At 69.2% G+C, this 10,950-nt stretch carries 12 protein-coding genes; 2 read left to right on the top strand and 10 right to left on the bottom strand.

Features of this window, described 5'->3' with window-relative positions; translation table 11 throughout:
- Positions 1–50: 50 nt before the first annotated feature.
- The 5 genes from ACQ86M_RS04835 to ACQ86M_RS04815 all read right to left on the bottom strand — a co-directional run bounded on the left by ACQ86M_RS04835 (position 51) and on the right by ACQ86M_RS04815 (position 5,249).
- Complete coding sequence (locus tag ACQ86M_RS04835) at positions 51–764, bottom strand: ABC transporter ATP-binding protein (RefSeq protein WP_431220974.1); 714 nt, start codon at positions 762–764, stop codon at positions 51–53.
- Entirely contained in the window at positions 751–1,662 is a 912-nt protein-coding gene (locus tag ACQ86M_RS04830; protein ID WP_431247248.1) for an ABC transporter ATP-binding protein, read from the bottom strand. Before ACQ86M_RS04830 ends, ACQ86M_RS04835 begins: the two co-directional genes overlap by 14 nt.
- Positions 1,659–2,906: a branched-chain amino acid ABC transporter permease gene (locus tag ACQ86M_RS04825; protein ID WP_431220972.1), complete on the bottom strand. Its 1,248-nt coding sequence runs from the start codon at positions 2,904–2,906 to the stop codon at positions 1,659–1,661. The genes ACQ86M_RS04830 and ACQ86M_RS04825 overlap by 4 nt, the downstream gene beginning before the upstream one ends.
- Positions 2,903–3,910 (bottom strand): branched-chain amino acid ABC transporter permease, encoded by a 1,008-nt coding sequence (locus tag ACQ86M_RS04820; RefSeq protein ID WP_431247247.1) that lies wholly within the window; start codon positions 3,908–3,910, stop codon positions 2,903–2,905. Before ACQ86M_RS04820 ends, ACQ86M_RS04825 begins: the two co-directional genes overlap by 4 nt.
- 115 nt (positions 3,911–4,025) lie before the next feature.
- On the bottom strand, positions 4,026–5,249 hold the full coding sequence (locus ACQ86M_RS04815; RefSeq protein ID WP_431220970.1) for a branched-chain amino acid ABC transporter substrate-binding protein: 1,224 nt from the start codon (positions 5,247–5,249) through the stop codon (positions 4,026–4,028).
- 227 nt (positions 5,250–5,476) lie between these two features.
- On the opposite strand from ACQ86M_RS04815, the gene ACQ86M_RS04810 reads away from it, so the two are divergent.
- Both ACQ86M_RS04810 and ACQ86M_RS04805 read left to right on the top strand, forming a co-directional pair.
- Positions 5,477–6,028: a GNAT family N-acetyltransferase gene (locus ACQ86M_RS04810; RefSeq protein ID WP_431247851.1), complete on the top strand. Its 552-nt coding sequence runs from the start codon at positions 5,477–5,479 to the stop codon at positions 6,026–6,028.
- Positions 5,932–6,528 carry a GNAT family N-acetyltransferase gene (locus ACQ86M_RS04805; protein WP_431247246.1) on the top strand — a complete coding sequence of 199 codons (597 nt, stop codon included), beginning with the start codon at positions 5,932–5,934 and terminating at the stop codon, positions 6,526–6,528. Before ACQ86M_RS04810 ends, ACQ86M_RS04805 begins: the two co-directional genes overlap by 97 nt.
- 64 nt (positions 6,529–6,592) lie before the next feature.
- Here ACQ86M_RS04805 and mutM read toward each other — a convergent pair whose 3' ends face one another.
- From mutM to ACQ86M_RS04780, 5 genes are read right to left on the bottom strand one after another with little or no spacing between them, the layout of a single operon-like run.
- Positions 6,593–7,507 (bottom strand): bifunctional DNA-formamidopyrimidine glycosylase/DNA-(apurinic or apyrimidinic site) lyase, encoded by a 915-nt coding sequence (gene mutM / locus ACQ86M_RS04800; protein ID WP_431247245.1) that lies wholly within the window; start codon positions 7,505–7,507, stop codon positions 6,593–6,595.
- Complete coding sequence (rnc, locus tag ACQ86M_RS04795) at positions 7,485–8,198, bottom strand: ribonuclease III (RefSeq protein WP_431247244.1); 714 nt, start codon at positions 8,196–8,198, stop codon at positions 7,485–7,487. Before rnc ends, mutM begins: the two co-directional genes overlap by 23 nt.
- Before the next feature lie 23 nt (positions 8,199–8,221).
- On the bottom strand, positions 8,222–8,425 hold the full coding sequence (gene rpmF, locus ACQ86M_RS04790) for a 50S ribosomal protein L32 (protein ID WP_064108731.1): 204 nt from the start codon (positions 8,423–8,425) through the stop codon (positions 8,222–8,224).
- A gap of 2 nt (positions 8,426–8,427) precedes the next feature.
- Positions 8,428–9,009: a YceD family protein gene (locus ACQ86M_RS04785; protein WP_431247243.1), complete on the bottom strand. Its 582-nt coding sequence runs from the start codon at positions 9,007–9,009 to the stop codon at positions 8,428–8,430.
- 11 nt (positions 9,010–9,020) lie between these two features.
- Positions 9,021–10,934, bottom strand: coding sequence for a transglutaminaseTgpA domain-containing protein (locus ACQ86M_RS04780; RefSeq protein ID WP_431247242.1), 1,914 nt, complete (start codon positions 10,932–10,934; stop codon positions 9,021–9,023).
- Positions 10,935–10,950 lie beyond the last annotated feature (16 nt).

Here is a 10,950-nt window from a genome sequence, read left to right as displayed (position 1 = left end):
CGCTCTCCGGGCGGGAAGCGTGCACTCTTCGTGTACTCGATGGAGGTGCGTCAGGCGACGCCGAGGTACGCCTCCTTGATGGCGGGGTCTGCCAGGAGGTCGCGGCCGCTGCCGGCGCGGGTGATGACGCCGGTCTCCAGCACGAACGCGCGATGCGCGCGGGCCAGCGCCTGGTTCGCGTTCTGCTCCACCAGCAGCACGGTGGTGCCCTGCTTGTTGATCTCCGTCACGATCGAGAAGATCTGGCGGATGAACTGCGGCGCCAGTCCCATCGACGGCTCGTCGAGGAGCAGCAGGCGCGGGTTCGACATCAGCGCGCGGCCGATCGCGAGCATCTGCTGCTCGCCGCCCGACATCGTGCCGCCGACCTGGGTCTTGCGCTCGGCGAGACGCGGGAACAGCGCGAACACGCGGTCGAAGTCCTCGCCCATCTTGGAGCGGTCCTTCCGGCCGAAGGCGCCCATGTCGAGGTTCTCCATGACCGTCATCCCCGGGAAAATGCCCCGGCCCTCCGGCGCCTGCGAGATCCCGCGGATGACGCGGATGTGCGCCTTCATCTTGGTGATGTCCTCGCCGTCGAACAGGATGGACCCCGCCGACGGGTTGAGGATGCCCGAGATCGTCTTCATGGTCGTCGACTTGCCGGCGCCGTTCGCCCCGATGAGGCTCACGATCTCGCCCTCCTCGACGGAGAACGACATGTCGTGGATCGCCTCGATCCGGCCGTAGGAAACGCTGATGTTCTTCAGCTCAAGCAACGTCATCTTCTTCGCTCCCCAGGTAGGCGGCGATCACGCGCGGGTCGTTCCGGATCTCTTCCGGGGTGGCGTCGGCGATCTTGCGCCCGAACTCCAGCACCACGATCCGGTCGGTCACACCCATGACCAGCTTCATGTCGTGTTCGATCAGCAGCACGGTGTACCCGTCGGCCCGGATGGTGCGGATGAGCTCCATGAGCTCCTCCTTCTCCGCCGGGTTGAAGCCGGCGGCCGGCTCGTCCAGGCAGAGCACCTTCGGGTCCGTCGCCAGTGCGCGCGCGATCTCCAGGCGGCGCTGGTAGCCGTACGGCAGCGATCGCGACAGCGATCCCGCGTGGTCGGCGATGCCGACGAACTCGAGCAGAGCCATACCGCGCTCGATCGACGACTTCTCCTCCCGCGTGTGCCGCGGCAGGCGCAGGAGCGCGCCGGGCACCGACGTGCGGTGCCGCGCATCCAGGCCCACCACGACGTTCTCCAGAGCGGTCATCTCGCCGAACAGGCGGATGTTCTGGAACGTGCGGGAGAGGCCCATCCGCGTGATCTGGTGCTGCTTGCGGCCTTTGATCGTCTGGCCCTCCAGCAGCACGTCGCCGCTGGTCGGCTTGTAGACGCCCGTCATCGCGTTGAAGCAGGTCGTCTTGCCTGCGCCGTTCGGGCCGATCAGGCCGAGGATCTCGCCACGGCGGATGTCGAACGTCACGTCGTCGAGCGCCGTCAGACCGCCGAACTTCACGGTCAGGTTGCGCACCTCCACGATGTTCTCGCCGACCTCGACCGCGATCTCGCGGTCCGGGGCCGCCGCCTCGGCGACCGACAGGTCGATTCCGGCCGCTTCCAGTTCGTCCTCATTCGCGCCGAGGACCGGTTCCTCCTCCGGAGCGGTGTCGCGTGCGTCCGTCATCGTGCGCCTCCCTTCGCGCCGTCTCCGTCGAGTGATCCTTCGTCGAGCGCACCGCCGCTCACCGCGGGCGTGGCGCCCGTCGTGGTGCGCGGGCGCCCCGTGGCCGCATCCGCCACCAGCCGGTAGGCGTGCCGGCCGTAGGCCAGCAGCTTCTGCCGCGCCGGGAACAGGCCCTGCGAGCGGAAGATCATGATGAGGACGAGGGCGATGCCGAAGATCAGGTACTTGTAGTCGGCGATCACGGTGAACCGCAGCGGGATGTACGCCACGATCGCGCCGCCGAGCATCGCGCCGACCTTGTTGCCCGCGCCGCCGAGCACGACGGCGGCGAGGAACAGGATCGAGGTCTGCACGTCGAACTTCTGGTTGTTGACGAACCCGACCTGACCGGCGAACAGCGCACCGGAGAGGCCGCCGACGCCTGCGCCGATCGCGAAGGCCCACACCTTGTACTTGAAGGTGGGGACGCCCATGATCTCGGCGGCGTCCTCGTCCTCGCGGATGGCGACCCACGCCCGGCCGACGCGGCTGCGCTCCAGGTTGCCGACGAGCAGCAGGATGACGATGATCACGGTGATCGTCAGCCAGTACCAGGGCACGCCGTTCGAGTTCGAGAAGATCGGCACGCCGTCGGCGTTCGTCCCCGGCGGGTGGCCGACGTTCTGGAAGCCGACCTGGCCCTTCATCGCCGGGATGATCGTCGCCAGGATGCGCACGATCTCACCGAAGCCGAGGGTCACGATCGCCAGGTAGTCGCCGCGGAGGCGGAGCGTCGGGACGCCGAGGATGATGCCGAAGGTCATCGTCACCGCGATGGCGACCGGGATCGTCCACAGGTACGGGATCTTGACGAACGGCGAATCGGGGCTGGTCAGCATCGCCGCGGTGTACGACCCCACGGCGAAGAACGCGACGTAGCCGAGGTCGAGCAGGCCGGCGTACCCGACCACGACGTTCAGGCCGACCGCGATGAGCGCGTAGACGGCCATCGAGAAGCAGGCGAGCGCCCAGTCGTTGCCGGGGGCGGTGCTCAGCGGGAAGAAGTTCAGGTACGGCAGCGCGTACGCGAGGGCGACGACGATGAGCAGCCACGCCCACTGCACGGGGCGGGGCAGGTTGTTCCAGCGGTCGCGGAACTGCTGGAACGGGCCGTGGCCGCGCTTGCCGCGGTTCGCCTCCAGCGCGTCGACGGCCTGCTCTTCGCGGCCGTCGGGGAGGACCCGGGGACCTTCCGTCATGCTCATGCGCGGCTCCTTCCGAGCGAGGTGCCCAGGATGCCGCTGGGCTTGACCAGCAGCACGAGGACCAGGACCACGAACGCGACGACGTCGGTCCACTGCGAGTCACCGAGCAGGATCTGGCCGTAGTTGCCGATCACGCCGAGCAGCAGGCCGCCGAGGAGCGCCCCGCGCACGTTGCCGATGCCGCCGAGGACGGCCGCCGCGAACGCCTTCACGCCGAGGATGAAGCCTCCGTTGTAGATGACGCCGGAGGGGACGAGCATCACGTAGAACAGCGCGGCCGCGCCGGCCAGGATGCCTCCCGTGATGAACGTGATCTGGATGATCCGCTCCTTGTTCACGCCCATCAGCGTGGCCGTGTCCGGGTCCTGGGCGACGGCGCGGATGCCGCGGCCGGTGCGGGTGCGGCGGATGAACCAGTCGGTGCCGAGCATCAGGATGACCGAGGCGATCACGATGATCAGCTGCTGGCTGTTCACGATCGTGCCGAAGACGTCGAAGATCGGCTGCGGGATGAACATGGTCACCGCCGGCTCCGCGTTCGCGCCCCGGATCAGGAAGATCAGGTACTGGATCGTGAACGACGCGCCGATGGCGGTGATCAGGAACACCAGGCGCGGTGCGTTCCTCTTCCGCAGCGGACGGTACGCGACGCGTTCCAGGATCCACGCGGTGGCGCCCGCCGCGACCATGCCGACGATGAGCGCCAATAAGAGGTCGCCGATGATGGCGCCGGGACTGAGGTTGGGGGCGCTCGGGCCGAAGCCGAGCGAGGTGAGGGTCACCACGACGCCGTAGGCGCCGACGATGAAGACCTCGGAGTGGGCGAAGTTGATCAGGTTGAGCACGCCGTAGACCAGCGTGTAGCCGACCGCGATCAGACCGTAGACCGCACCGAAGGTGAGGCCGTCGAAGGTTGCGCTCCAGAAGTTCTGGACCAGCGCGTTGACGTCGAAGTTGATCCAGGAACTGTCGAGGGCGGGATGGAGGACGAGGGTTTCGAGCATTCGAGCATCCAGGGTTCAGTGCCGGATCTCCGTCGATCCGGTCGGTAGCGAGCGTAGTCGAAATAGAGAGGGTGCCGCGGGCCGCTGGGACCCGCGGCACCCTCCGGTGTCGCTATCAGCCGATGGTGCCGATCGGCACGATCTTGCCGTTCTCGACCTTGTAGCCGTAGACGGCCGGGGCCTGGAGCTCACCGGTGCTGTCCCACTTGTAGTGCTTGCTCAGACCGTCGGCGTCGTAGTCCTTCACCCACGAGAGCAGGTCGGCGCGGGTCGTCTTGCCCTTGTCGATGCCCGCGAGCAGGACGGTCGCGGCGTCGTAGCCCTCGATGGAGTAGGTGCCGGGCTCGGCGTTCGCGAGCTTCTTGTACGCGCCCTCGAAGTCGGTGATCAGCTCACCGGGGATGCAGGGGCAGGTGAAGTACGCGTTGCTGGAGGCGTCGCCGGCCAGCTTGATGAACTGGTCGTCCTTCACGCCGTCCGGCGCGACGAAGGTGCCCTTGTAGCCCTTGTTGACCAGCTGCTGGTCGAACGGAGCGCCCTCGGCGTAGTAGCCCGCGTAGTACACGGCGTCCGGCTTCGCGTTGATGATCTTGGAGATCACCGCGGAGAAGTCCTTCTGGCCGGTGGTCACCTTGTCGGTGCCGACGAGCGCGTCGCCGAGCGCCTTCGAGGTCTGGGTGCCGAGGCCGATGCCGTAGTCGGAGTCGTCCTGGACCAGGTAGACCTTCTTGGCCTCCAGCTTGCCCGTGAGGAACTTCGCGGCGGCCGGGCCCTGGACGGCGTCGTTACCGAGGCCGCGGAAGAAGGTCTTCCACCCGTTGGTGGTCAGGCCGGGGTTGGTGGCCGACGGGGTGATGTGGACCAGACCCTGCTGCTCGAAGATGTTGCCGGTGGCCTTCGACTCGCCGGAGAACGGGAGGCCGACGACGCCGACGATGTCGGCCTCGTTGACGGCCTGGGTCACCGGACCGGTCGCCTTGTTCGGGTCGCCCTCGGTGTCGAACTTCTTGAAGCCGACCTGGCAGCCCTTGTTGGCCTCGTTGTGCTGGTCGATCGCCAGCTGGATGCCGTTGTAGATGTTGATACCGAGCTGAGCGTTCGGGCCGGTCTCGGCGCCGACATAGCCGATGGTCAGGCCCGCAGGACACGTGGCCTTCCCGTCGCCCTTCGGGAGCACGGCGTTCTTGGGGACATCAACCGACGTGATCGCCGGGATGTCGACCTTGGACGAGTTCCCGTTGGTGGATCCTCCCGTGGACGGCTGGTTGGCGCATCCCGCGAGGAACAGTGCGACTGACGCTGCAACAGCCGCACCGATGGTGACTTTCTTCCGTAGCATCTCTTGCCTCTCGACGTTCAATTCGTCGCGAACGCGGCGTTCTTGCCTCGTCGCACCACGAATAGGTGTGCTGAGACTACCGTGCGCGCAAGGAAATGCCACGCCATCGGACACCGGATTTACACGATCGAAACCAAACCGTGCGCGCGGCTTCACAGCCGTCTCGTGCGTCGCTAGGCTGAAGCCTCCCGTGGACCGGCTCGAGGAGGTGCGCCCCGGTGCGTGTGATGCGGCTGCCCATCCCCGACGCCCTCGGCACCCGGGAATCCGCCGCCTACGAAGAGCTGATTGGCGTGCTGAACGGCATCGTCGTCGACCTCTGGGGCGACGACGACTTCGTCGAGACGGCGGAGCAGGCGCTCGCCGCCCACCGCGACCAGGAGTACGCCGAGCGCATCCTGTTCGTCGCCGTCGAGGAGGATGCGATCGTCGGCCGGGTGGAGGCCATCTTCCCGCTCGACGAGGACTCGGAGACCGTCTCGCTGCTGGTGGACGTGGTTCCCGCGCTGCGCGGCCGCGGGATCGGCACAGCGCTGCTCGAGAAGGGCGAGGAGCTCGCCGCGGAGGGGGCCGGCGCGTCATCTCGGCGTACACCGAGCATCCGATCCGCACGCTGGAGGGCGCCGACCGGCTGGTGCGCGCGCCCGCCGGCACAGCGGGACTGCCGCGCGAGTCGCACGATGTGCGCTTCGCTCTGCACCACGGCTACACGCTCGGGCAGATCGAGCGGTCCAGCGAACTGCACCTGCCCCTGCCGCCGGAGCGCGAGGCCGGGCTGACGATGACGCTGAACGGCTTCCACCTGGTGTCGTGGTGGGGCGCCGCGCCGGACGACCTGCTGGAGCGGTTCGCCGCGATGAAGGCGCGGATGTCGACGGACATCCCGCAGAGCGGCATCGCCGTCGACCCGGAGGACTGGGACGGCGAGCGGGTGCGGTCGCAGGAGCGCACGCTGGTGGCCCGCGGCGAGCCGCTGCTGGTGACAGCGGCGGTGCACGAGGCGACCGGGGAGATCGCGGCGTACACCGAGCTGGCGGTGCCGGCGGACGGGATGAAGGCCGAGCAGTACGACACGCTCGTCGCCCGGGCGCACCGCGGTCACCGGCTCGGGACGGCCGTGAAGCTGCGCAACATCCAGGAGCTGCGGGCCAGGGCGCCGCACATCACCCGCATCCTCACCTGGAACGCGGACGAGAACGACCCCATGCTCGCGATCAACCGGGCCTTCGGCTTCCGCCCGCACGCGCTGACCGGCCACTGGCAGAAGACGCTCGACTGAGGACGTGGGAAACGGAGGTGTTGCGCCCCGGCCGAATGGGCGGAGCGGCGGAGAGGGCTCTGCGTCAGGCGGCGGCGCGCGGGAGGCGGAGCCGCTGGCAGTGCGGGCAGAAGTGCGAGCCGCGGTTCATGAACTGCTCGCGCACGATCGGGGTGCCGCAACGCGGACACGGCTCGCCCTGACGGCCGTACGCGTTCAGGCTGTGCGAGAAGTAGCCGGAATTGCCGTTGACGTTGACGTACTGCGCGTCGAAGCTCGTGCCGCCCTCCGCCAGCGCCTTCTCGAGCACGTGGCGGATCTCGGCGAGCAGCGTGCGCACCTTGGCCCGGCTCAGGGTATTGGCGGGCTGGGCGTAGTGGATGCGCGCGGCCCACAGCGCCTCGTCGGCGTAGATGTTGCCGATGCCGCTCACCAGCGTCTGGTCGAGCAGCGCACGCTTGATCCCGGTGTTCTTGCGGGCCAGGGTCGCCGCGAAGCGCGCGTCGTCGAAGGCGGGGTCGAGCGGGTCCCGGGCGATGTGCGTCACCTGGATGGGGATGAGCGGCTCGTCCGTGCCGAGGCCGCCGTGCGCGCCGTCCGCCGTCGGCACCAGCGCATCCACCGCCATGGAGCCGAAGATGCGCTGATCGACGAAGTGCACCCAGAGTTCGCCGTGGTCGGGGCTCTCGATGTGCAGCCGGATGCGCAGCAGACCCGCCTCGGCCGTGCCCGGCTCCCGGAGCAGGATCTGCCCGCTCATGCCCAGGTGCGCCACGATCGCGCGCCGCGGCGATCCCTCGAGCGGGATCCACAGGAACTTGCCGCGCCGCACCGGCCCCTGCATCACGCGGCCGGTCAGCAGCGCCTCGAAGGCCCCCGCGACGGGGTCGTGGCGCTTCAGCGACCGCGGCTCGAACACCTCCACGCCGAGAATGGTCGCACCGGTCACCGCCGGGGCGAGCCCGGCACGAACGACCTCAACCTCGGGAAGCTCGGGCACGTCGTCTCGTGAGTTCCGTCCAGGCGCTGAGCGCCGCGGCCATCTCGGCCTGCTTCTTGCTCGTGCCCTCGCCCGTCGCGGTGACCACGCCGGCGACCTCGACGGTGGCGTGGAACGTCTTGGAGTGGTCCGGCCCCGTGTTCGTCACCGTGTAGACGGGGACGCCGGCGCCGCGGTGGGCCGCAGCCTCCTGCAGGCTCGTCTTCGGATCCATGGCGGCGCCGAAGCGCTCCGGGTCGTCGAGGAGCGGTTCGACCAGCCGCAGCACGAGCGCCGTCGCGGCGTCGCCTCCGGCGTCGAGATAGGCCGCTCCGATGAGGGCCTCGACCGTGTCGGCCAGGATGGACGCCTTCTCGCGCCCGCCGCTCTGGTTCTCGCCGCGGCCCAGCCGCAGGTACTCCCCCAGCCCGATGCCGCGCGCGACCTCCGCCAGCGCGACGGAACTGACCAGGCTGGCGCGCCGCTTGGCGAGCTCCCCCTCGTCGAGGTCCGGGTTCTCGCGGAACAGCTTCACCGTGACGGCCTGCCCGAGGATGGAGTCGCCGAGGAACTCGAGGCGCTCGTTGTTCGGGATGCCGCCGTGCTCGTACGCGTACGAGCGATGCGTCAGCGCAAGCTCGAGAAGCTCGGGGTCGATGTCGACCCCGAGCTTCTCGAGAAGTGCGCTGCGGTCAGGGTTCTCTCCGACCACAGTCTTTACCGTCTGGGCGACGATCAGACGTCGGCGACCTTGCGGCCCTTGTACTCGAGGAACAGGGCGGTGCCTGCGGAGTCCTCGACGACCTTCGCGCGGTGCGGGAGGCTGTACGTGACCTTGCCGTTCTCGATGGTCTTGACCAGCGTGGGGGCCGAGGCCTTCCACTGCGAACGGCGGGCGTGGGTGTTGGCGCGCGACTGCTTCCGCTTGGGGACGGCCATGGCTATCTCTTCTCTGTATTCGTTCCGGACGCATCCGGGCGGTCATCGGTGTCGGAAGCCTGGAAACCAGCCAGCCCACCATAATTCTGCAGCGCAGACCATCTGGGATCGATGTTCTGGGTGGGCTCGCGGTCCGGTACATCCGCCAGCCTCTCCCCGGTCTCGGGGTCGAGACCCGGGCAGTCCGGCCGGCACACCGGCTGGAACGGCAGTGACAGCACCACCGCATCCCTGATCAGAGGTTCAAGATCCACGTGGTCGTCGTGAACCTCATGATCGAAAGCTTCGTCAGAAGGATACGCGAAAAGTTCCTGGAAATCGACTTGGACGGGCTGCTCGATGTCGATGAGGCAGCGCCCGCAGACGCCGACGGCGGTGGTCTGGGCGTCGGCCGTCACGAGGATGCCCTCGTGCATGGACTCGAGCCGGAGGTCGAGATCGATGGTCTCGCCCTCGGGCACGCTGATGAGGCCCTCGCCCAGTTTCGCCGTCACCGGGATGCTGATGCGCTGCTCGCGCATCGTGCCCGGACGGCGCTCGAGGTCGTACACGTTGATGGCGTACGGGGAGTTCTTGGTGGTCACGAGCGACTATTTTACGCGGCACTCCGGGGGCGTGCGGCGGAAGGCCAGCCCGCTGGCAGCAAGGACACAGGAAGCAGCGCCGCCTTGATGCGGAGTGCGGTGCCGGCCTGCGCTCCGAGGGCGGCGAGCACCGACTCGAGGTCGTCGGAGAGGCCTCCCGCCCAGCGCCGGGTCGGCGGGCCGTAGGCGTCGCGCTCGAGCTCGCCGAGCAGACGCATCACCGCGTCCTCGGCGGGCGTGCCGGCGACCGCGGCGGCGATGCGTCCGGCGAACACGCGAGGGGTCTCGGTAGGCGGCGCGGCCCAGCCGAGGTCGCGCACCGTGTCGCGCAGTTCGTCCCACACCAGGGAGGCGCCGCCCCACTCGTCCGTGAGCTCGCGCAGTCGTCGGCGGCGGCGCATCCTGCGCCAGACGGCCGGCACCAGCAGCACCGCGACGGCGAGGATGCCGATGCCGATCCCGGTCGCGAGCGGTTGCGCCGCGGACTGTGCGGTCGGGGTCGCCGAGCCGGCGGGGTTGGCGGGGTCGGTGGGCACCAGCGCGCGCGGCGCCGCCCCCGAGGTCGAGGTGGAGCTCGGGGCGGGGGCCGCCGCGTCGGTCTGCGGCCGCGTGTAGTCGGGCACCGAGCCGCGGCCGACCGTCGGCTCGAACGGCACCCAGCCGACGCCGGCGAAGTACAGCTCCGGCCAGGCGTGGAGGTCGTCGCTCGTCACGGTGTACTCGCCCGGATTCGTCGCCGTCCCGCCGCTCGTCGCACCGGGGAGGTATCCCTCCGCCACCCGCGAGGGGATGCCGAGGGTACGCGCCATGAGCGCCATCGCCGAGGCGTAGTGCACGCAGTATCCGCTCTTCACCTCGAGGAAGCGCGCGATCACCCGGGTCCCGTCTCCGTCGAAGCCCTGCTTGAGAGGGGTCTGCGTGGAGTAGACGAAGCTGTTGTCGCGGAAGTAGTCCTGCAGCGCGACCGCGCGGTCGTACTCGCTCAGCGCATCCTTCGTCGCCGCCAGGGCCGTCTGCTCGATGATCGCCGGCATGTTGGGCGGCAGGAACAGGTCGCGCTGCACCTCCTGAGGCACCACGCCCCCTGCGGCCTTCAGCTGGTCGGCGGTGGGCTGCAGCACGAGGCTGGTCGCCGTGTACCGCTGACCCTGGGTCGTGGAGCCGATGCCCCCGATCGTGAGGTCGTCCGGGTCCCATGACCACGTGCCGCTGAGGCCCTTGACCGACTGCACAGGGGCCGGAGTGGGCAGCCATCGGCTGGTCATGTTGTCGATCGCGACGGTCGTCGTGATCTTCACCGTCTTGACCTCGCTCGACAGACCGGCGACCGGACCGATCTTCGCGCCGTCGGAGAGCCGCTTGGTGTCGCGTTCGCGATGCTTCCACACCGACCCGGTGAACTGGTCCAGCGACGCGAGCTTCAGGTACTGGCCGTTCGCCGCGGTCGTCGTGTACGTCAGGGCGCGAACCGCGGCGGGGCGGCGGAGATCCTTGCCCAGGTCGACGAGCGGCGTCACGGTGCCGCCGATCGAGATGCCGCCCGCGGTGAAGGAGGTCGCGCCTCCCTGGTCGAAACCGGGCGCCGTCCCCGCCAGCAGGACGGCGACCACCACGGCGGAGGCGCCGACCGAGAGCGCGGCGCCCGGGCGCGGGGTGGCGGAGCGGCGGGTGCGGATGTCGCTGCGCAGCAGCCACAGGTAGGCGGCGGCGGAGGCGGCCAGCGCGAACGGATCGAGCCCGTCCCCGAGCAGGGCGCCCGGCACGACGAGCACGGCGGCGACCGCGAGTGCGGTGAACGCGGGCGTGCGGATGGCGACGGCGAGCGTGTCGAGCAGCAGGGCGAGGAGGCAGCCGCCGCCAACGACGAGGAAGAGGAACTCGGGCAGGGCCTCCGCCGGCGTGCCCTGCTGGTAGATCGAGAGCATGGCCTGCTGCAGGTAC

This window comes from Leifsonia xyli subsp. cynodontis (genome assembly GCF_050632205.1).
GTDB lineage: Bacteria > Actinomycetota > Actinomycetes > Actinomycetales > Microbacteriaceae > Leifsonia > Leifsonia xyli_D.
Note: the sequence above shows the minus strand (reverse complement) of the source record. Positions and strands in the feature narration are given on the sequence as shown.

Bases quoted from the DNA above. Each gene is read 5' to 3' on its own strand.
- ACQ86M_RS04835 (WP_431220974.1), bottom strand. From the start codon at position 764: ATGACGTTGCTTGAGCTGAAGAACATCAGCGTTTCCTACGGCCGGATC.
- ACQ86M_RS04830 (WP_431247248.1), bottom strand. From the start codon at position 1,662: ATGACGGACGCACGCGACACCGCTCCGGAGGAGGAACCGGTCCTCGGC.
- ACQ86M_RS04825 (WP_431220972.1), bottom strand. From the start codon at position 2,906: ATGAGCATGACGGAAGGTCCCCGGGTCCTCCCCGACGGCCGCGAAGAG.
- ACQ86M_RS04820 (WP_431247247.1), bottom strand. From the start codon at position 3,910: ATGCTCGAAACCCTCGTCCTCCATCCCGCCCTCGACAGTTCCTGGATC.
- ACQ86M_RS04815 (WP_431220970.1), bottom strand. From the start codon at position 5,249: ATGCTACGGAAGAAAGTCACCATCGGTGCGGCTGTTGCAGCGTCAGTC.
- ACQ86M_RS04810 (WP_431247851.1), top strand. From the start codon at position 5,477: ATGCGGCTGCCCATCCCCGACGCCCTCGGCACCCGGGAATCCGCCGCC.
- rpmF (WP_064108731.1), bottom strand. From the start codon at position 8,425: ATGGCCGTCCCCAAGCGGAAGCAGTCGCGCGCCAACACCCACGCCCGC.
- ACQ86M_RS04780 (WP_431247242.1), bottom strand. From the start codon at position 10,934: ATGCTCTCGATCTACCAGCAGGGCACGCCGGCGGAGGCCCTGCCCGAG.